This is a genomic window from Clostridium sp. (assembly GCF_030532265.1).
Classification (GTDB): domain Bacteria; phylum Bacillota; class Clostridia; order Clostridiales; family Clostridiaceae; genus Clostridium.
This window is the reverse complement of sequence record NZ_JAUNLM010000008.1, coordinates 31,358-53,304: the sequence shown is the minus strand read 5'-3', so window position 1 is coordinate 53,304 and position 21,947 is coordinate 31,358. Positions and strand designations below refer to the sequence as shown.

At 28.3% G+C, this 21,947-nt stretch carries 24 protein-coding genes; all 24 read right to left on the bottom strand.

What is annotated here, in order from left to right:
* Positions 1-38: 38 nt before the first annotated feature.
* Positions 39-671 (bottom strand): helix-turn-helix transcriptional regulator, encoded by a 633-nt coding sequence (locus Q4E08_RS03595; RefSeq protein WP_303128565.1) that lies wholly within the window; start codon positions 669-671, stop codon positions 39-41.
* Between the two features lie 190 nt (positions 672-861).
* Complete coding sequence (locus Q4E08_RS03590) at positions 862-1,458, bottom strand: DUF4342 domain-containing protein (RefSeq protein WP_303128563.1); 597 nt, start codon at positions 1,456-1,458, stop codon at positions 862-864.
* 6 nt (positions 1,459-1,464) lie between these two features.
* On the bottom strand, positions 1,465-2,205 hold the full coding sequence (recO, locus tag Q4E08_RS03585) for a DNA repair protein RecO (RefSeq protein ID WP_303128560.1): 741 nt from the start codon (positions 2,203-2,205) through the stop codon (positions 1,465-1,467).
* Between the two features lie 21 nt (positions 2,206-2,226).
* Complete coding sequence (era, locus tag Q4E08_RS03580) at positions 2,227-3,117, bottom strand: GTPase Era (protein WP_303128558.1); 891 nt, start codon at positions 3,115-3,117, stop codon at positions 2,227-2,229.
* 11 nt (positions 3,118-3,128) lie between these two features.
* Complete coding sequence (locus Q4E08_RS03575; protein ID WP_303128556.1) at positions 3,129-3,527, bottom strand: cytidine deaminase; 399 nt, start codon at positions 3,525-3,527, stop codon at positions 3,129-3,131.
* Positions 3,528-3,623: 96 nt separating this feature from the next.
* Positions 3,624-4,325 (bottom strand): diacylglycerol kinase, encoded by a 702-nt coding sequence (locus tag Q4E08_RS03570; RefSeq protein ID WP_303128554.1) that lies wholly within the window; start codon positions 4,323-4,325, stop codon positions 3,624-3,626.
* A gap of 17 nt (positions 4,326-4,342) precedes the next feature.
* Positions 4,343-4,843: an rRNA maturation RNase YbeY gene (gene ybeY, locus Q4E08_RS03565; RefSeq protein ID WP_303128551.1), complete on the bottom strand. Its 501-nt coding sequence runs from the start codon at positions 4,841-4,843 to the stop codon at positions 4,343-4,345.
* Positions 4,844-4,920: 77 nt separating this feature from the next.
* Entirely contained in the window at positions 4,921-7,005 is a 2,085-nt protein-coding gene (locus Q4E08_RS03560; protein WP_303128548.1) for an HD family phosphohydrolase, read from the bottom strand.
* Positions 7,006-7,043: 38 nt separating this feature from the next.
* Positions 7,044-8,162: a sporulation protein YqfD gene (yqfD, locus tag Q4E08_RS03555; protein ID WP_303128546.1), complete on the bottom strand. Its 1,119-nt coding sequence runs from the start codon at positions 8,160-8,162 to the stop codon at positions 7,044-7,046.
* Entirely contained in the window at positions 8,159-8,446 is a 288-nt protein-coding gene (yqfC, locus tag Q4E08_RS03550; protein ID WP_303128544.1) for a sporulation protein YqfC, read from the bottom strand. The genes yqfD and yqfC overlap by 4 nt, the downstream gene beginning before the upstream one ends.
* 142 nt (positions 8,447-8,588) lie before the next feature.
* Positions 8,589-9,041, bottom strand: a complete 453-nt coding sequence (locus Q4E08_RS03545; RefSeq protein WP_303128541.1) for a GatB/YqeY domain-containing protein — start codon at positions 9,039-9,041, stop codon at positions 8,589-8,591.
* A gap of 22 nt (positions 9,042-9,063) precedes the next feature.
* Positions 9,064-9,240 carry a 30S ribosomal protein S21 gene (rpsU, locus tag Q4E08_RS03540; RefSeq protein ID WP_008429643.1) on the bottom strand — a complete coding sequence of 59 codons (177 nt, stop codon included), beginning with the start codon at positions 9,238-9,240 and terminating at the stop codon, positions 9,064-9,066.
* Between the two features lie 117 nt (positions 9,241-9,357).
* Entirely contained in the window at positions 9,358-9,702 is a 345-nt protein-coding gene (locus tag Q4E08_RS03535) for a histidine triad nucleotide-binding protein (protein WP_303128506.1), read from the bottom strand.
* 32 nt (positions 9,703-9,734) lie between these two features.
* Positions 9,735-11,042 (bottom strand): tRNA (N(6)-L-threonylcarbamoyladenosine(37)-C(2))-methylthiotransferase MtaB, encoded by a 1,308-nt coding sequence (mtaB, locus tag Q4E08_RS03530; RefSeq protein WP_303128504.1) that lies wholly within the window; start codon positions 11,040-11,042, stop codon positions 9,735-9,737.
* Positions 11,042-11,791: a 16S rRNA (uracil(1498)-N(3))-methyltransferase gene (locus tag Q4E08_RS03525; protein ID WP_303128502.1), complete on the bottom strand. Its 750-nt coding sequence runs from the start codon at positions 11,789-11,791 to the stop codon at positions 11,042-11,044. Before Q4E08_RS03525 ends, mtaB begins: the two co-directional genes overlap by 1 nt.
* Positions 11,792-11,809: 18 nt before the next feature.
* On the bottom strand, positions 11,810-12,751 hold the full coding sequence (prmA, locus tag Q4E08_RS03520; RefSeq protein WP_303128493.1) for a 50S ribosomal protein L11 methyltransferase: 942 nt from the start codon (positions 12,749-12,751) through the stop codon (positions 11,810-11,812).
* A 199-nt stretch (positions 12,752-12,950) separates the two neighbouring features.
* Positions 12,951-14,087 carry a molecular chaperone DnaJ gene (gene dnaJ / locus Q4E08_RS03515; RefSeq protein ID WP_303128464.1) on the bottom strand — a complete coding sequence of 379 codons (1,137 nt, stop codon included), beginning with the start codon at positions 14,085-14,087 and terminating at the stop codon, positions 12,951-12,953.
* A 109-nt stretch (positions 14,088-14,196) separates the two neighbouring features.
* On the bottom strand, positions 14,197-16,053 hold the full coding sequence (gene dnaK, locus Q4E08_RS03510; protein WP_303128461.1) for a molecular chaperone DnaK: 1,857 nt from the start codon (positions 16,051-16,053) through the stop codon (positions 14,197-14,199).
* 72 nt (positions 16,054-16,125) lie between these two features.
* Positions 16,126-16,737: a nucleotide exchange factor GrpE gene (gene grpE / locus Q4E08_RS03505; protein ID WP_303128458.1), complete on the bottom strand. Its 612-nt coding sequence runs from the start codon at positions 16,735-16,737 to the stop codon at positions 16,126-16,128.
* Positions 16,738-16,760: 23 nt separating this feature from the next.
* Entirely contained in the window at positions 16,761-17,792 is a 1,032-nt protein-coding gene (gene hrcA / locus Q4E08_RS03500; RefSeq protein ID WP_303128456.1) for a heat-inducible transcriptional repressor HrcA, read from the bottom strand.
* A gap of 172 nt (positions 17,793-17,964) precedes the next feature.
* The gene (hemW, locus tag Q4E08_RS03495; RefSeq protein ID WP_303128454.1) at positions 17,965-19,089 is read right to left on the bottom strand and encodes a radical SAM family heme chaperone HemW; all 1,125 of its coding nucleotides are present in this window, start codon (positions 19,087-19,089) and stop codon (positions 17,965-17,967) included.
* A 103-nt stretch (positions 19,090-19,192) separates the two neighbouring features.
* Positions 19,193-19,633: a hypothetical protein gene (locus tag Q4E08_RS03490; protein ID WP_303128451.1), complete on the bottom strand. Its 441-nt coding sequence runs from the start codon at positions 19,631-19,633 to the stop codon at positions 19,193-19,195.
* An 82-nt stretch (positions 19,634-19,715) separates the two neighbouring features.
* Positions 19,716-19,991: a hypothetical protein gene (locus tag Q4E08_RS03485; protein ID WP_303128448.1), complete on the bottom strand. Its 276-nt coding sequence runs from the start codon at positions 19,989-19,991 to the stop codon at positions 19,716-19,718.
* Between the two features lie 125 nt (positions 19,992-20,116).
* Entirely contained in the window at positions 20,117-21,922 is a 1,806-nt protein-coding gene (lepA, locus tag Q4E08_RS03480; protein WP_303128446.1) for a translation elongation factor 4, read from the bottom strand.
* Positions 21,923-21,947: the final 25 nt, after the last annotated feature.

Below are 21,947 nucleotides of genomic sequence, written 5' to 3'. Positions count from 1 at the left end.
ATACTATCGGCAATATTACCGTAGTTAGCTAAGTTTAATTATTTATTATTCCCTAGTTTAACAAATAACCTTGTAACGTTAGTTTTTGACACTTTACCCACTATTTTGTATTGTTCTTTATCTTCTACCATAATTTTTTCAACAATTGGAATACTATCAATTTCATGTTCTATTATTTTTTTTGCTATATCATAAGCTGGATCATCAACTGTGCCACATACTATGTTAGGCATTCTAGTCATTATCACACCTACAGGTACTCTATGAATATCCGTGCCTCCTATTGCAATTTTAAGAAAATCTTTTCTTGAAACTGCACCAGTTAAAACTCCTGCATTTTCAACAAATAAAGTTCCTACATCATTCAAAAACAAGTATACGATTGCATCGTAAACTGTTGTACTTTCATTCACTATAGAAGGTTTGGACATAATATCTTTAACCTTTATTTCATTTATATATTCATTTACTAAACTACTCTTTGGTTTATTTGAGTATACATATCCAACCTTAGGTCTTGCATCTAATGTACCTATCATCGTCAATATTGCAAGATCAGCTCTTAAGGCAGCTCTCGTTACCCCTAGTTTCTCTGCTAAAGCTTCGCTAGTTATAGGCTGTCCTTCTTTTACTAGCTTAATTATCTCCTCTTGTCTTTCTGACAATTTCAAAATCGATCCCTCTTTCTAATACAAGGAATATTGAATAAATTGTTATTTTTTGAAATTATAATATAATTATACCACTCAATTCCATTTTTGTCATAACTTTTCCCATTTTTTTGTAATTAATTTATAAAATATTCCTTGTTAATTGATTTTATCTTAAAAATTTTATAGTTTTGATTATTTTGTATTTTAATTATTCTTTATCATCAAAATTTACTCTATATGTATATACAGTATCTTCTCCACTATAAACATTAGTTTTGTTCTTTTTGTTTTTTGTACTATTTATTTTATCTTTAACCATTTCAGTAAAATTTAATGCCTTACCCTTAACTTCTTTGGCTGCACTTTCAACATACTTATTTACAACTTCAATACTTCCATCAGATTTTATTATTTCAATAGTTAACTTAGTTGCAACAGCTGCAATCACTCCAAAAGCTAGTATAGGCGGAATAATAACAGCTATAACTGTTGCTGCTATTCCAGCATTTACTGGGACATCTACAATTAACTTATTATCTTTTTTTACCCTTATTCTACTTACATTTCCTTTTTCTATAATATCCTTTAACCATGTTTTAAGCTCATCAATAGTTAATGATTTTTTTTCATTATCATTTTTACTTGAATTTTCTTCAGCAAATGGTACTACAACACTATTTTCTATATATATTAAAGCTTCTAAAACATCCCCATCATTAAGTTCTAATGCTTTTTTTGCAGCTTCATAAGTAACTCCTGTTCTTTCTCTTATTTGGTCTACTTTTTCTAAAGTAATTTCTTTCATAAATTATCACTCCTTTAAGTAATTTAGCATCTCTAAACTTTTAGGTTTTTTTGAATAATTTGATGATATTATAAAGCTTGTAACTCTCTCAATTTCTTTTTTTATATCTTTTGATAAATTAAGTCTAAAAATTTTATCTGCAGTAGTATTAGATAAAAATTTTAATGAATTATAGCATCCCTTTGAAACATAAAGTCCATGAGTTTTTTCGCATTCATCACAAACTCCTCCAAAATTAGAAAGACTTATATAATTTGATACATTTATTTTTTTTCTACAACTTACACAATAGTCTAATACCAATCCATATCCAGTAGCTTTTAAAAGTTTTAATTCAAAGGACCTTATAAGCAACTCATAATCTATAGCATCAGTATCTAAAAGATATAGTGTAGTTATAAACTCTTTGTAAAGATATAAGTTCCTCTCTCCCTCTACTAATGCTATATCAATAAGCTCACATAAATATGATGAATATGTAAGCTTATCTAAGTTACTCATAAGGCCTTGAAATGAATTAATTATTTTACCTTCTTGAATATTAGATAAATTTTTACCTTTAAATATTGTATAATCTCCATAGCAAAGTGGAAGTGTAATTGCAAATAAACCACTCTTACTTTTTTTCGCTCCCCTAGCTACAGCTGTAATTTTACCTAACCCTTCAGTGTAAATCCAGATTAACTTATCATTTTCTTTATAATCAAGAGCTTTAATAATAACACCTCTTGTATTTATTAAAGACAATTAAAATCAACCTCCAAATATTTACTTAAGCTTTTTATATCCAAGTTCCTTAAGCAATATTTGGTTGTCTCTCCATTCTTTTCTTACTTTAACCCATATTTTTATATTAACTTTGCTTCTTAAAAATCTTTCTAATTCATATCTTGAAGATTCACCTATTCTTTTTAAACATTGCCCATTTTTCCCTATTATTATTCCTTTATGAGAATCTTTTTCGCATATTAAGTCAACTTCAATATGATAAGTTCCATTTTCTTTTTGTTTCATTTGTATTACATCTACTGCTATACCATGTGGAACTTCATCTCTTAATGTTCTAAGAGCCTTTTCTCTTACTATTTCTGATACTACAAATCTTTCTTGAACATCAGTTATCATATCTTCCGGATAATATTTAGGACCTTCTGGTAATTCTGCTACCATAAGTTCTAATAATTTATCAACATTTTTTCCTTTCATTGCTGATATAGGAATTATTTCTTTAAAATCAAACTCTTTTGAAAACTCTACTAATGTTTTAGCTACAGTTTCTTTACTAAATTCATCAACTTTATTTATAACTAAAAAAACTGGAGCTTTTTTATCTCTTAATGATTCTAGTATAAATTTATCTCCTCTTCCAATCTCCTCACCTGGATTAGTTAAGAAAAGAATTAAATCAACATCTTTAGTTGATTCCTTTGCTGAATTAACCATGTATTCTCCAAGCTTATGTTTAGGCTTATGAATACCTGGTGTATCAACGAAAATCATTTGATAATCATCTGTTGTTAATATTGTCTGTATATTATTTCTTGTTGTTTGTGGTTTATTAGAAACTATTGAAAGCTTCTCACCCATTATATAATTCATTAATGTAGATTTTCCAACATTTGGTCTTCCTACAATTGAAACAAATCCTGATTTAAACATTTTTCCTCCTGTTACTCTAGATCCTTCTTTGTAAAGGAACCTGGCATTAACTCTTCTAAAGTTTTTTCTATATAGTCATTTTCATTTTTTATTATATAAATTTTTATATTTTCGTCTTCTGCAAATTCAGTTATAACCTGTCTGCAAATTCCACAAGGATAAGTATAGCTATTTGTATCTCCTATAAGTGCAAGAGCTTTAAGAACTCTATTTCCTTTAGAAACTCCATTAAAGATAGCACTACGTTCTGCACAATTTGTAGCTCCATATGATGCATTTTCTATATTGCATCCTGTATATATATTTCCATCTTCAAAAAGAGCTGCTGCTCCAACTTTAAAGTTTGAATATGGACAATATGCTTTTTCTCTTACATTTATAGCTTCTTTTATTAAATTTTCATTAACCATATAAAATCCCTCGCTTTAAATTGTATAATCTATTTAACTATATGTGCTATATATTATATCACTAATAATGAAATTTAAAAAGTTATATATATATGTTTACCCATTAAATATCGTAAATATAAGTAGTGTAACTAATATACCAAAAATAGCTCCAACTAAAACTTCTAATGAAGAATGTACTTCAGAATCAACCCTGCTTTGCGCTGTAATAAGTGCCATAATAAAACTCAAAACTATACATATAGGTTCTTCTGTTATTAAAGAGATAGCAGTAGCTATAGAAAAAGCTAAAGCACTATGTCCACTTGGCATACCACCTTTAAGAGGTGTTCCTTCTCCAAATATAGCTTTTACTATTATCGTTAAGATACAAACTACAACTAATACTATAAATATTGTATAAGGCTCTGAACTCTTTATTTTATGAAGCAATATAAATGAAAAGTTAGATAATTTATCCCAAAAGATAACATAACCAACTACAACAGCATTTATGGCTGTAATTATTACAGCTCCTGCCGCAACATTTTTTGCTATCTTAGCTAAAGGATGATAATAATTTGTATTCATATCAACAACTGATTCTATAGCTGTATTAAAAAGCTCTGCACTTATTACCATAGATATAGTTATTGCTAAAATTAAAAATTCTATTTTTGAAACATCAAAAAATAAACATCCTATAAGAACTAATACAGAAACTACCATATGAATTTTCATATTCCTTTGAGTTCTAACAGTATAAATAACCCCATCTATAGCATTATTAAAACTATCAACCATCTTTTTTAATCTCATAAAATCACCCTTATTTATTATCTACTAATATTTAATTTCCCAAGTATTTCTTCTTCCCTTTTTCTCATTATTTTTTTCTCATCTTCTTCCATGTGATCATAACCTAAAAGATGTAAAACTGAATGAACTACTAAATAGCATGCTTCTCTTTCAAAGGAATGATTGTATTCTTCACTTTGCTCTAAAGCTCTCTCTAAAGATAAAACTATATCACCTAAAACTAATTCTTCTCCATCTAAAAATGTTTCATCAAATTCCTTATTTAAATATATTTCTTTAAATACCTTTTTATCTTCATAATCTAACATTGGAAATGATAAAACGTCTGTTGCTCTATCTATTCCTCTTGTATCATTATTTATTTCTTTTATTTCATTATTATCAACAAATAACATAGATATTTCACAATCTACATTAACTTCTTCTTCTTTTAGGGCAAAATTTATTACTCTTTCTAACTTATTAATAAATTCTTCTGTTACATTTATTTTATCTTGTCTATTATCTACATATATCATATTTTTTCTCCCTTTATATTTATTTTATATTTATATTATAAACTAAATTATGGGGAGTTTAATACTCCCCATAACAATTAATTATTTTTCTCTTTTTTTTCACTTGGATATTCTATACGCTGATGGTATATGCCATATAAAGCCTTTAAGAAACACTTTCTAATCGTTTCTAAATCTTTAAGTGTCAAATCACAATTATCTAATTGTCCTGAATAAAGTTTATCTTTTATTATATTATTTACCATTTCCTCTATTTTACCTTTAGTTGGTTCAGATATTGATCTAACCGCTGCCTCTGTACTATCTGCTAACATTATTATTCCAGCTTCTTTACTACTTGGTATTGGACCTGGATATCTAAAATCTTCTTCATTTACTTCATCTGGATTTTCAGAACTATTTTTCATTTTATAATAAAAGTATTTTACTAACGTTGTTCCATGATGTTGTTCTATTATATCTTTTATAACATCAGGTATGTTATATTCCTTTGCAAGTTCAACACCATCTTTAACATGAGAAGTTATTATTAATGTACTCAAATTAGCTGTAATTTTGTCATGAGGATTCTCTTTTCCAAATTGATTTTCACCAAAAAAATATGGTCTTTTTGTCTTACCAACATCATGGAAATAAGCACCTACTCTAGCTATTACAGGATTAGCATTAACTTCTTCTGCAGCCATTTCTGCTAAATTAGCAACTAACATACTATGATGATAAGTTCCAGGAGCTTCCATCAAAAGCTTTTTAAGTAACGGATTATTAGGATTTGAAAGTTCTAAAAGCTTAAGTGTTGTTACAACATCAAAACTTGATTCCAAAAACGGTAATACACCTATAGAAAGTATTGCCGAAAAAATAACTCCTACTGCTGATAATCCACTAAAAATAAATATTTCTTTAAAGTTGTTTGATAATAATACCCCTGTTGTAAATGTAATTATAGCACTTATTATCATGAGCCATATTGATGAATAAAAAATATCATTTCTTTGTTGCATCTTTCTAAAGCTTATAGCTCCTAAAATAGCATTTAATATTCCAAGAATCATTATTTGTGGATTAAAATTAACTAATGCACTTATAATTATTACATTAATACTACAAACTATAAGAGATAACTTATAATCAATAAGTAAAGTAATAAGTATTGGTGCGCATGCTAGAGGAATAACAAAGGGAGAAATTTCTCCAATAACTCTAGCTAATATAAAACTAAATATATTTATTATATTTATAAGTACAACAAGCTTAGTATTTTTATATATATTTTTATGATATTTATATATATAAAAATATTGAATAAAGAATGTTACAACAGTAAATATAGCAAGCATTGAATAAAGAAGTAAAAAGCTTCCCCCTCCATTTTGATCTAAAATACCTAAATCTTTTAATATTTCTATCTGCTCTGCTGTTACAGGTTCTCCCTCACTTACTATTGTTTGATTTTTCTTAATTATTACTTTAGGTACATTCTTTTGAACCTCTTTTATTAACTCTTCTGTTTTTTCTTTATCATAAAAGAAATTTGGTTTTATTTCAGGTATAACTAACTTTTTAAGAACCTTTTTAACAGAAGGCTTAGTATCTGTTGCTTCAATTTGTTTGTTTGCAAGATCTATTGCATTATTTAAACTTTCAGCATTTCCATCCTCTATATTCGTTTGATAAACTTCATTTATTATTGTATTTAATTCAAACTTTATATCATTAAGTTTAGAATCAGAAAGTGAAATTAATACTTTATAATCATTTTCATTTAAATATTTGTTATCTAACTTCAATAATTCTTTTAATTTATCATTTTCATTTTCCACTGTTGCTTTTAAATTTATAACTTTGTTTAAAACATTATCTATATTTTTTAAGGCTTCCGTCCTAATTTCACCCTTTGAAGTATAAGGCTTATCTATTTTTTCAGTTGCTTCTTTTATTCTTTCATTTGTAGCTATTTCATTTACAGTATCTCTTGGTGCCTTTATATCAACTCTAGCTATTTCACCTTCCTTTAAATCATACTGTTTAGGTGCTATTGCCGTTATAAGCAATATATATGTTATAAGTATTGTAACTATATTAACTAATGTTTTAATATATAATTTTTTAGACTTTTTTGATAGACTTTTATTTAAAAATAACTTTTCTTTTATATTCAATGTTTATCACCTTCTTATCAATTACATATTACTTAAATTTACGCTATGTTTTCTTCAACTACAAATTGTGCAATTATTTGTATCTTTCCATCTTTTATACTTTTAACTTTATGATTTCTCTTTATTATTTTAGCTTCATTACTAAGATCCTTTAATAGAAGGTTTTCTAACTTATTTAAAGAGTCATTCACTACGCTATCTTCATCTAAATTTATTTCCCTTTCTGCCATTTCACAATAAGTAATAGACTTAACAAATCCAGTATTATCTACTATTTTATCATAATTTTCAAATGAATTTGTAGCCTTTTTTAGGTAAATTTTCTTTCCCCATAAGTTTAAATATAAATCTTTATCCTCTCTTCCTGTTTTCTCTAACTTTTTACCTTTTATTTGAACTTCTAAACTTCTCTCGTAAAAAACATTAGCTATAACGCTTCCTTTAGGTTCAACCTCATATTTTTCTTCTAAAAGGCCATCATATGGATATATTAAAACATCACCCTTTTTAACCATATCTCCTGGATTTACTGCTGCTGTACCAAATTGAGTATATACTCTTTTTACTTCTCCATCCTTTTTAGCTAATATTTCTTTATTATAAATTTCTAAAAAATCTGGTGGATTTACTTTTTCTTCTATTTTAACTTTTAAAGTAGAACCTTCAATTCTTGCCCTAACCCATAATATTTCATCATGTATATCTTCAAGTTTTTTCTCTAAGCTATAAACATCAACTTCACTTTTCCCAATACCTTGCTTTATTCCAAATTCATTTAATATTTTTCTTATTTCAAATGGAGTAACATTTTTTTCTGTATATATATCTATCGCCCATATTCTTGTTGATAATATAAACAATATAAAAAAGAATAAAACCCCACCTATAGTAAATGTTATCTTTCTTTTTAATTTCGATATATTTATTATTTTTCCTTTTCTTTTTAAAATTTTAGTTTTTCCATTACACCTTTTAACTATTGTCTTTAAATCTTCATAATCATCTCCATATATATCCATATTTAAAGTAACAGCATCTATTCTCTTTATTTTATTAACCTTTATACCACTTTTCCATAGTCCATTTAATATTTGTTCTGTATTCATACAAGTAACTTCAACTGTTATTATAGATATTTTTTTTGCATAGTACCTCATATTTCAATACCTTCATATGACATTGCTTTAAACCTTCCACTTAAAACTATCGTTTCAGATGCTATATATAATATTTCAAAATTTTCACCTTCAATTTTTACAAGACCTATATTAGTTTTTACTTTTATAAACTCTTTATCAAAAGAATCTATTCCCTTATGATTTTCTATACTTATTTCTTCTCTACCTACAACAGTTATCTTAGGTAAATTCAAGATAACATCTTTAGGTAAATCTATTTTTTCTATAATGTTATTCTTTTTTTTATTTATACTCTCTCTCAAAATAAAACCTCCCTTTACAAATACTCCTATCATAGTAATTTATGATTTTTAAATAATTTTAATTACAAAAAAGGAGAGTTTTTAAACTCTCCTTTTTTAATAAATAACAAAAAGAGCTCCATAAGAGCTCTTTTGCTATTTATTATTTATTATTTAAATAATTTTTAACTAATTGACTTACAAGCTTGCCATCAGCTTTACCAACTGTCTTAGGTCTAACTAACGCCATAACTTTTCCCATGTCTTTTATGCTACATGCACCCGCTTCTGTAGCTGATTCTTCTACTATCTTTAAAATTTCGTCTTCGCTTAATTGCTGAGGAAGGTAATCTAGCAAGATACTGATTTCAGCATTAGCTTCATCTACTAAATCTTGTCTGTTACCTTTTTCAAACTCAAGCACAGCTTCTCTTCTTTGCTTGACTTCTTTTGCTAATATTTCAATTATTTCGCTTTCTTCTACTGGTTTACCAGTTGTTTTTTCAGCTAATAAAATAGCAGATTTAGCGGTACTTAATACATTAGCTTTAAACTTGTCTTTTGCCTTTAAAGCAGTTTTCCAATCTTCTTGAAGTCTCTCTTTAATTCCTGGCATTTTTATACCTTCTTTCAAAATACTACTTGAACTTTCTCTTTCTAGCAGCTTCTGATTTCTTTTTCTTCTTTACGCTTGGCTTTTCGTAGTGTTCTCTCTTTCTAACTTCTGAAAGAACTCCAGCTCTAGCACATTTTCTCTTAAATCTTCTTAATGCACTTTCAAGTGTTTCGTTTTCTCCAACTTTTATTTCTGACATCTATTATCCCTCCCTCCGCTAGCTTAAATTATAAATTCAATCAGCTACGGGCTTAATAACACAAGCTATATTATACATTAGTTTTGTTATTTATGTCAACATTTTACGTAAACATTTTTAGCCTGGTGGCCATTTTAATTCTCTTCCACCTAAAACATGGAAATGCATATGATCTACTGTTTGCCCACCTAACACTCCACAGTTATTTACTATTCTATATCCATCATCAGCAATACCTAACTCACTTGTTATTTTATTTATAACTTCAAAAATATGTGCTATTATATGAGAATTTTCGTTTGAAATCATATTAGCACTTTTTATATGTTCCTTTGGTATTACTAAAAAATGAACCGGTGCCTCTGGACTTATATCATAAAATGCATAAACTAAATCATCTTCGTATATTTTCTTTGAAGGAATTTCACCTTTTACTATTTTACAAAAAATACAATCTGTCATAAGTTCACCCCCTTTACAGAGTAGTTACCTTATTATTTTACCACTTTTCCTTCTGCATAGTCACCCTTTGATTCAAAAAGTTTTACTTTTATTATATTTCCAATATCATCTTTAGATGCACCATGAACATGAACCTTAACATAATTTCTAGTATACCCTTCAAATATTCCATCTAAGCCTTTAACTTCCTGCTCAATTAAAACTCCCATTTCTCTTCCCATTAAACTATCAGTATAAGCTTTTTCATTTATATTATTAAGTTCTATTAATCTTTTGCTTCTCTCTTCTTTTATATTTCCATCTATTTGGTTTTCCATTGTAGCTGCTTTAGTTCCAGTTCTTGGACTAAATTTAAATATATGAGTTTTAGTTAATTTATTTCTTTTTAAAAATTCATATGTTTCTTCAAACTCTTCATTAGTTTCTCCTGGAAATCCAACAATTACATCTGTTGTTATTGAAGCATCCTTTAAATTTTCTCTTAAAACATTAACTATTCTTTCATATTCTTCTGCTGAATATCTTCTATTCATTCTTTTTAATGTGGAATTACAACCACTTTGAAGTGATAAATGGAATTGTGGGCATAATTTTTTCATGTTTTTTATTTTTTCTACAACTTCATCAGTAAAGAATGCTGGCTCTATTGAACCTATTCTAACTCTTTCTATTCCATCTATCTTTTCTATTTCTTCTAATAACGTTACTAAATCAACATTACCTTCTAAATCTAATCCATATGATGCTGTATGTATACCAGATAAAATTACTTCTTTAAAACCATGATTTGCAAGTTCTCTTACTTCATTTAATACATTATTGAAATCTTTTGAGCAAACTGCGCCTCTAGTATATGGTATTAAACAATATGCACAAAACCTATTACATCCATCTTGTATTTTTAAAAACGCTCTAGTTTTATCTCTATAATCTTCTATTTTTAATTCCTCAAATTGTTTATTTCTAAGTACTGCCCCAACTTTAACTTGAGGTTTCTTTTCATCCCTAGCTTTATTTACATAGTATACTATGTCTCCTTTATTTCTAGTACCAAGAACTACATCTACACCTTCTATTCCTGAAACTTCTTTTGGCGCTATTTGTGAATAACAACCTACAACTGCTATTATAGCTTCAGGATTTAATCTTCTAGCTCTACCTATAATTTGTCTTGATTTTTTATCTCCCATATTAGTAACAGAACATGTATTTACAACATATACATCTGAAACTTCTGAAAAATCTACAACTTCATATCCTTCTCTTACAAATTTTTCAGTCATAGCTTCTGATTCATACATATTTACTCTACATCCTAATGTAGCAAATGCAACCTTCATTAAATCTTTCCTCCTAAGTCACCTAATTCATATTGAATCAATGAGGTAGCAACAAAACCTGCTGTTTCTGTTCTAAGAATTCTTTTTCCTAGAGTTATAATATATGCTCCCTCTGTCTTTAACTTTTCTATTTCTGCTTCTTCAAATCCACCTTCTGGCCCTACAACAATTCCAATTCTCTTTATAGAATTTTTATCTAAATCCTTCATCAAAGATTTTATACCAAAATCTTCTTTATTTTCATAAGGTACTATAAGTAAATCAAATTCTTTTATTTCTTTTATTAAATCATTAATTTTTATAGGTTCTAAAACCCTTGGAATTATACTTCTTTTACTTTGCTTACAAGCCTCAAGTGCTATTCTATTTAATCTATCTAATTTTTTAAAATCGCCTTTTAATTTTACATCAACTCTATCAGTAATTAAAGGAACAAATTTTGTTATTCCAAGTTCTGTTCCTTTTTGAACTATTAAATCCATTTTTTGCGCTTTTGGCATCCCTTGAAATAAAACTATTTCAATATTACTTTCATTATTTAAATCTAACTTTTTAACTATATCTAAAGTTACTTCACTTTTTGTAACTTCATTAATTTTAGCTAAATACTCTGTTCCATTACAATCATTTAAGACTACCTCTTCACCTTCTGAAAGTCTTAAAACTTTATATATATGCTTAACATCATCACCTATTATTTTGGCATAATCTCCAAATACATACTCTGATGGTGTAAAAAACTTATGCATTAAATAATCACCTAACCTTTATTTTGATTTTGCAATTATGCAGTTCCATTCTCCGTCTTTGTTAACTTTAATTACTTCAAAACCACTTTCTTCAAGCTTAGATGTAACCATATCAACTCTATCATGAATTATACCTGATGTTATAAATATTCCACCTTCTTTTAAAACTCTCTTAACATCATCTATTAATATACATATTACTTCTGCAATAATATTAGCTACAACTATATCAGCTTTCCCATCTATAACTTCAACTAAGTTTCCATAAAGAACTTCTATATTATCTAAATTATTGTATTCTACATTTTCCTTTGCTGACTCAACTGCAACTGGATCTAAATCTACCCCAACAGCTTTTTTAGCTCCAAGCTTAGCTGCAGCTATTGCAAGAATTCCTGAACCTGTTCCAACATCAAATACTATACTATCTTTTTGAACATATTTTTCAAGTGCTTGTATACACATTCTTGTTGTTTCGTGGTCACCTGTTCCAAATGCCATTCCAGGATCTAATTCTACAACTAATTCTCCATCTTTTTGTTCGTATTCTTCCCATATTGGTTTTACAACTATTTGGTCTCCAACTTTAGATGGTTTATAATACTTTTTCCAATTATTTGCCCAATCTTCTTCATGAGTTTTAGAAACTTCAACTCTTCCTTCTCCAACGTTAAAGCCCATATTTCTTATTTCTTCTACTTTCTCTTTAACATATTTAACAACTTCATCTATGTTGTCTTCTTCTGAAAAATATCCTTTTACAACAGCAAATTTACCTTTATGTTCTAAAACATTTATATCTGCAAAATCCCAAGTTAAAGGACCTTGTTCTCTACCTAATATGTCATTTGGATCTTCAACTGAAACTCCTTTGCAATCTAATATGTAAAAAATCCCTTCTATTGGCTCAAGTGCCTCACTTGTTGTAATAACTTTTATCTCTATCCATGATCCTTCCATGAAAATCATTCCTTTCTAATATGTCACTAATAAACTAATAAATAATTTTAACCTTTTTCTTAAGATTATGTCAAGGTTACTACTATCAATATATAAAATACTTTAAATTACATTTATCAATAGGTTATAAAATATCTTTTTAACAATTTATATATTTATATTACAAAAAAGGCTACTTAAAATAGTAGCCTTTTTAGATTTATTTAAATAAATCTCTTAATCCTTTTTTATGATGCTCTTTTCCATCTACCTTTTCTCCTGATGCTTCCATAAACATCATTAAAGCTTCTTTTTGCTTTTCATTAAGCTTTTTAGGAATATCAACTATTACTTTTACATATTGATCTCCTCTTCCGCCTCCATTAACTCTAGGAACACCTTTTCCTTTTAACCTAAATAATGTTCCAGATTGAGTTCCAGCTGGAACTGTATACTTAACATTTCCATCTACAGTTTCAACAGTTATCTCAGTACCTAAAGCTGCTTTAGCCATAGATACATGAGTATCAACATATATATCTATTCCTTTTCTTTTAAACTTAGAAGATGCTGATACAATTATATTAATATAAAGATCTCCTGCTGGACCTCCATTAGTACCATCCTCACCTTGTCCTCTAAGTGGAATTACATTTCCTGTATCTACACCTGCTGGTATATTAACTTTTATTTTTCTATGCTTTCTAACTTTACCTTTTCCTTTACATGTTTCACATGGTTCTTCTATAATCTTACCTGTTCCATGACATTGATCACATGTTGTTGTGCTTACGAAACTTCCAAGAGGTGTTTGTCTTTGAACTCTAATTTGTCCTGTTCCATGACAAGTTGGACATGTTTTTGGTGTTGTTCCTGCTTTAGCACCTGTTCCATGACAACTTTCACAATTTTCACTTCTTGTAATTGATATTTCTTTTTCTACGCCTTTTATAGCTTCTTCAAATGTTAGTCTTATTGTATATTCAATATCGGCTCCTCTTCTTGGTCCATTATTTCTAGCTGAACTTCCGCCACCGCCTCCAAAGAATGAATCAAATATATCTCCAAAGCCTCCGATATCTGAAAAATCGAAACCTCCGAATCCACCTGCTCCTGCTCCAAATCCACTTCCATCAAAATCAGCTGTTCCAAATTGATCATATCTAGCTTTTTTCTCTGGATCTGAAAGTACTTGATAAGCTTCATTTATTTCCTTAAATTTTTGTTCTGCTTCAGCATTTCCTTGATTTTTATCAGGATGGTATTTTATAGCTAGCTTTCTAAAGGCCTTTTTTATTTCTGCATCACTTGCACCCTTTTGTAAACCAAGAATTTCATAATAGTCTTTTTGCGCCATCTATTTCACCACCATATTATTATAAATTTATATTATTAAACTTTACAAAAGGGAAGACGAGTACTGCCTTCCCCTTTGTTATTATAAAGGTATTGTAGTTTATTTACAACTACTTATCATCTTCTACTTTAAAATCTGCATCTACAACATTATCATCATGTGGTGCTTCTTGAGATCCTTGAGCTCCACCCATGTTATTTGGATCAAATCCTTGAGCTCCACCTTGTGCTCCTGCTTCTTGATATATTTTTGATGAAATTGCATAGAATTCTTTTGTTAATTCATCAACAGCAGTCTTAATAGCTTCTAAATCGTCTCCATCTTTAACTTTCTTAACAGCTTCTAATTTTTCAGTAACCTTTGCTTTATCTTCTGCTGAAACTTTATCTCCAAGTTCTTCTAAAGTTTTTTCTGTTTGATAAACGACTTGATCTGCATTATTTTTAACTTCTATTGTTTCTTTTCTCTTCTTGTCTTCTTCAGCAAATTTTTCAGCTTCTTTAACAGCCTTATCTACTTCATCATCAGTTAAGTTAGTTGATGCTGTTATTGTAATATTTGCTTCTTTACCAGTTCCTTTATCCATAGCTGATACATTAACTATACCGTTAGCATCTATATCAAATGTAACTTCGATTTGAGGAATTCCTCTTGGAGCTGGTGCAATTCCTGATAATGTAAATCTTCCTAAAGTTTTATTATCAGCAGCCATTTGTCTTTCACCTTGAACTACGTGAATTTCAACTGATGTTTGACCATCTGCAGCTGTTGAGAATACTTGACTCTTCTTAGCTGGAATTGTTGTATTTCTTTCTATAAGTGGAGTAGCAACTCCTCCTAAAGTTTCAATTCCTAATGTTAATGGTGTAACATCTAATAATAATACGTCTTTAACTTCCCCTGTTAATACACCTGCTTGAATAGCTGCACCTATTGCAACACATTCATCCGGGTTAACTCCCTTTGAAGGTTCTTTTCCTATAAAGTTTTTAACTGCTTCTTGAACAGCTGGTATTCTTGTTGATCCACCAACTAATAATACTTTATCAATGTCTTTTACTGATAATGATGCATCTTGTAATGCTTTTTTCATTGGTTCAATTGATCTTTGAACTAAATCATGAGTTAATTCATTGAATTTAGCTCTAGTTAAATTCATATCTATATGTTTAGGACCTGTTGCATCTGCTGTTATAAATGGTAAGTTAATATTTGTTTGTGTTGATGATGATAATTCAATTTTAGCTTTTTCAGCTGCTTCTTTTAATCTTTGAAGTGCCATCTTATCTTGTCTTAAATCTATACCATTTTCTGCTTTAAATGTATCTGCAATATAGTCCATTATTTTGTTATCAAAGTCATCTCCACCTAAGTGAGTATCTCCATTTGTTGATAGTACTTCAAATACTCCATCGCCAAGTTCTAGTATAGATACATCAAAAGTACCACCACCTAGGTCATATACTAATACCTTTTCTTCTGCTTCTGTTTTATCTAATCCATAAGCTAAAGCTGCTGCTGTTGGTTCGTTTATTATTCTTAATACTTCAAGTCCTGCTATTTTACCAGCATCTTTTGTTGCTTGTCTTTGAGCATCATTAAAGTATGCAGGAACAGTGATAACTGCTTGATTTACTTTTTCTCCTAAGTAACTTTCTGCATCTGCTTTTAATTTTTGAAGTACCATTGCTGATATTTCTTGTGGTGTATAGTTCTTTCCATCTATATCAACCTTATAATCTGTTCCCATATGTCTCTTTATTGAGATTATTGTTTTGTCTGGATTTGTAATCGCTTGTCTTTTAGCAACTTGACCAACTAGTCTTTCTCCATTTGCTTGGAATGAAACAACTGATGGAGTTGTTCTTGCTCCTTCTGAGTTAGTTATAACTACAGGTTCTCCACCTTCCATAACTGCTACACATGAATTTGTAGTTCCTAAGTCAATTCCTATAATTTTTGCCATAATATATTCCTCCTTAACTCAAACTTTCATTTGATTTAAATTCTAAATTTAATATATTTTAAAATGTTATTTTTAGTTTGCAACTTTTACAACAGAGTGTCTTATAACTTTGTCTCCTCTTTTATAACCTTTCATGAAAACTTCAGCTACTTGATTTTCTCCAAAGTTCTCGTCTTGAATATGCATTACTGCTTGATGCATATTAGGATCAAAACCTTCTTCTGTTATAATTTCTTCAACACCTAACTTTTCTAGAGATCCTCTAAAACCTTTAAGTGTCATTTCTAATCCTTTTTTCATATCTTCTACACTACCATCAGCTTCGATAGCTCTTTCAAGATTATCAAGGTTTGGAATTATTTCCTTTAATACATCTACACATGCATCTGTGTAAATTCCTTCTTTTTCTTTTGTTGTTCTTTTTCTATAATTATCATATTCAGCTGTAAGTCTTAAAAGTCTGTCCTTTAAAGTCTCAAGTTCATTTTGTAGCTTTTTATTTTCTTCCTTTGTCTTTTTAAACATTTTTAACTCATCCTCTTCTTTATTATCTTCTACTTGAGACTCTTCTTTTAACTCTTCTTCATTTGATGAATCTAAATTTTCTTTTGTCATTTCTTCTTCAGCTACTATGTTTTCCTCATTTTTAACTTCTTGTTCTTGATTTTCTAAATTTTCTTTCACTTTTTGCCCACACCTCGTCTCTCTTATTTTTTAGACTGTCCTTTAAGAGTTTGATTAAGCTCTTTCATGACTTGTGCCATTATTGCAATTACCTTTGAATAATCAATTCTTCTAGGTCCTATAAGTCCAATAGTACCTTTTGCATTATCTCCTAAAGAATACTCAGCTGATATAACACTACACTCTTTTGCTTCTGGAAGATAATTTTCATCACCAATCTTTATTGTTATATCGCTTTCAGGTTCTATTAGTTCCACAACGCAATCTTTATTATGAAGAAGTGATAATATTCTTTTTGCATTTTCTATGTCATTATACTCAGGAAAGTTGAATATATTAGTTGCACCTTCCATAAAAACTCTTGAAGTATCGTCTTCCTTTAGGCACTGATAAAGTGCTGGAATTATTGCATTAAATACTTCATCTTGACCATCTAAACCTATTTTTAAATGATTTATAACTTCTAAGTTAATTTCATCTATAGATAGATTTACAAGTCGTTTATTTAATACTTCATTCATCTTATTTAATATATTTATTGAAGGTACTTTATCTACTTTTATTATTTGATTTTTTATAAGTCCACCATCAGTAACTATTACTGCTAATAAACTTGAACTATCGACTCTCATAAGTTGAATTGATTTTATACAACTCATACTAAGAGATGGTGTTTTTACAACACATGTAAGATGAGTTAATTCTGAAAGTAAAGTACTTGCATTTTTAACTATCTTATTAACCTCAAGCATTGCTGAGTTTATAACATACTCTCTTATTTTTAAATCTTCTTCTTTACTTAAAATTGGTTTATCCATCAAACTATCTACATATAGTCTATATCCTTTGCTAGATGGAACTCTTCCTGCTGAAGTATGAGGTTGTTCTAAGTACCCCATATCCTCTAAATCTGCCATTTCATTTCTTATTGTTGCAGAACCAACACCCAAATTATAGTTTTTAGCTATTGTTCTAGATCCAACAGGTTCACCAGTCTTAATGTAATCATTGATAATAGCTTCTAATATTTTTATCTTTCTATCATCAATAACCATATCATCACCTCTACTTGTTAGCACTCACTAACAACGAGTGCTAATGACTATATTTAAATAATATTCTCGTTACATATTTTTGTCAACGAGAATATTTGCTTTATTTTAACTTTTAAAGATATTTATATGATATTATATTTATTTTTCTTTTAATTGCTTCATTTTTCTATCACTATTTAATAAATTCACTCATAACGTAATTTGATACTTCTACACCTTTTGAAGTTAAATATATATAGTTATCTTTATCCTCTATTAGTCCTTTTTTTATATTTTTATTTATAACATCACCATATACATCCTCTATATTTTTATCAAACTTTCTCTTAAAATTATTTTTATCTATTCCTTTAATCAATCTAAGCCCTAAAAACATAAATTCTTCCATATCTTCTTTTTTACTATTTTTAATAATAGATTCTTCTACTGCTTCTTTATTATTTATTTTATTTATGTATTCTTTTATATCATCTATATTTTTTATTCTGTTACTATCTATATATGAGCTTGCAGATACACCTACCCCTATATACTCTTCAAGTTTCCAATAAATTTTATTATGCTCGCACTCTTTATTTTCCTTTGAGTAATTTGATATTTCATACTGATGATAACCATTAGATTTTAATATATCCTTTGTTATGTTATACATTTTCCTTTCTTCGTCTTCAGTTGGTAATTTTAATAATCCCTTTTCATTCATATTATAAAAAGGTGTTCCTTGTTCTATTATTAAACTATAACAAGATATATGTTCTGGATTTAATTTTACTATATCTTCTAAACTCTTTTTATAATCTAATACACTTTGATTTGGAAGTCCAAACATTATATCTATATTTATATTATTAAACCCGAATTCTCTTGCCCTATTATAATTTTCCTCAAATTCTTTCATTGTATGTATTCTTCCTATTTTTTTTAATAAATTATTATTTGTAGTTTGAAGTCCCATACTAATTCTATTTATACCATTATCCTTAATTATTTTAAGCTTTTCACTTGTTAAAGTTCCTGGATTACATTCTATGGTTTTTTCTGAACCTTCTTTATACTTTAAACTGTTTAAACATACTAATAAATTATTTAAATTTTCTTCTTTTAGGTATGAAGGAGTTCCTCCCCCTATAAATAAAGTTTTTATAATTTTACCTTTACATTTTAAATTTATTTCTTTAATCAATGAATCTATATAACTATCTTCTAAATTTTCTTTTCCTGCATAAGATGGGAAATCACAATAAAGACATTTCTGCTTACAAAAAGGAATATGCACATATAGTGAAATTTCTTTCATCCTTATCACCTTCTTCTCTATATTTATATATTTTATTTATTATAACAAAAAAGAAGAATCTAATCCTTATTAAATTAGATTCCCCTTTATTTTAAAAATTATTTTATAATAACGCTTCTGCTTGTCTCTTTAAATTTTCAAGTTCTTTGCTTTCAGTTTCTATTACTGAGAAGTCATGTATATCTTTAAAATTATAAAAATAATTTGCAAAGGCAATTTTTTGTGATCTATTAATATCAAGATCAGTTGCTATTTTATCTAAATAATCTACTTCAACTTCACCATAATTACCATCTACTAAAGCTAATCCTACTAATTCAAAATAAACTATTCTTTTTATTCTTTCTTTACTATTTTTTAAAATTTCTAGTGCTTCATCATAAGACACCGCACCAATTTTACTTAAATCTAAATTAAGTTCTTTCAAATAATCTTTTATTAGTCTCTTTTCTTCTCTTGCAAGTACATGATCTATGTTAGCAAACTCATTTACTAAATTTATAAAAGCTATTGCTTCTTTATTGTTTAACTCTTTTAAAAACATTAATAAACCTCCTTTTCCTTTGTTTTATTATACCTTATATTTACTAAAAATTCACTTAACCTTATTATATCTTAAACATATTTTAACATTTCTTTTCCCATATATCTATATTATCTATATTGTGAATAAGAAGATTTTTCTGAACTCTATAAATTTTTGTTACTATTTCTTCTCCATTTAATACTACTTTTAAATCTTCATTGAATCCATTATTTAATATATAAGAATCTATTTTATTTCCTTTTAAACTTATAGGAATTATTTCTCCGTTTATTCTTTTTAGTGTACCTGTTATTATTCCTTCTTTTCTTAACTTTTTACACTTTATATTTACATCTCTTAAATTAATTTCTATCATAATATACACACCTCCGTAATTTCTTATAGTAATGTATATTCAAAAAGATATAAATAATTCCACATATTAAATGTTATTTTAATTAAAAATAAGAGTCTAATACAAAATGTATTAGACTCTATAAATTAATCTACTTTTAATATTGACATAAATGCTTCTTGTGGAACTTCAACTGAACCCACTTGTCTCATTCTCTTCTTACCTTCTTTTTGTTTTTCAAGAAGTTTTCTCTTTCTTGAAATATCTCCGCCATAACATTTAGCTAAAACATCTTTTCTCATAGCCTTTACTGTTTCTCTAGCTATTATCTTTGAACCAATAGCTGCTTGTATTGGAACTTCAAAAAGTTGTCTTGGAATAATTTCTTTAAGCTTTTCAGCTATTCCTCTACCTTTATGATAAGCTCTTTCTTTTGGAACTATCATTGAAAGAGCATCAACTACATCACCATTTAAAAGAATATCAAGCTTACAAAGCTCTGCTTTTTCGTATCCTTTAAATTCATAATCTAATGATGCATAACCTCTAGTTTTTGATTTTAATGTATCAAAAAAATCATAAACTATTTCATTTAGAGGTATATCATAATTAATTACAGCTCTTGTTTCTTCCATATATTGCATATCAATATATGTTCCTCTTCTCTCTTGGCAAAGTTCCATAACAGCTCCTACATATTCAGTTGGAGTAATTATTGAAGCTTTAACAATAGGTTCTTCCATATAATCTACTTCACTCATTTCTGGTAGATTTGTTGGATTTGTTATATCTAAAACTGTTCCATCAGTTTTCTTTATTTTGTATATAACTGATGGTGCTGTTGTAATAATATCAAGATTAAATTCTCTTTCTATTCTCTCTTGAATTATTTCCATATGTAAAAGACCTAAAAATCCACATCTAAATCCAAAACCTAATGCTACTGATGTTTCAGGTTCAAAATTTAAAGCTGCATCATTTATTTGTAACTTTTCAAGTGCTTCTTTAAGTTCTTCATACTTTGCTCCATCTACTGGATATATACCTGAGTATACCATTGGAATTGCTGGTTTATAACCTGGAAGCGCATCTTTAGTTTCTCTTCCACTTTCAGTTATAGTATCACCAACTCTAGCATCCTTTACATTTTTTATAGATGCTGTAATGTATCCAACATCTCCAGCTTTTAATTCATTAACTGGTAAAAAGCCTGGAGTAAATACACCAACTTCAGTTACATCATAAACTTTATTAGTTGCCATAAACTTTATTTTAGTTCCTCTTTTTACAGTACCATCTATAATTCTTACATAACTTACAACACCTTTATATGTATCATAATATGAATCAAAAACTAAAGCTTTAAGCGGAGCTTCTTCATCTCCATTTGGAGCTGGTATATCACGCACAACAGCTTCTAATACTTCTTCTACATTTAATCCTGTTTTTGCAGATATCATTGGAGCATCTTCTGCTGGAATACCTATTACATCTTCTATTTCTTGTTTTATTTCATCAGGTCTTGCTGATGGAAGATCTATTTTATTTATAACAGGTGTTATTTCCAAATCATTGTCTAATGCTAAATAACAATTTGCTAATGTTTGAGCTTGAATACCTTGAGTTGCATCAACAACTAATACAGCCCCTTCACAAGCAGCTAAACTTCTTGATACTTCATATGTAAAGTCTACATGACCTGGAGTGTCTATAAGATTTAATATATACTCTTCTCCATTATCTTTTCTATATATAAGTCTTGCAGCTTGAGACTTTATTGTTATTCCTCTTTCTCTTTCAAGTTCCATATTATCAAGTACTTGTTCTTCCATTTCTCTTTTTGTTAAAGTACCTGTAATTTCTAATAATCTATCTGCTAATGTTGATTTACCATGGTCTATATGTGCTACTATTGAAAAATTTCTAATAAATTTTTGTCTATCATTTTTCATATATAAAATCTGCCCTTCTTATGTA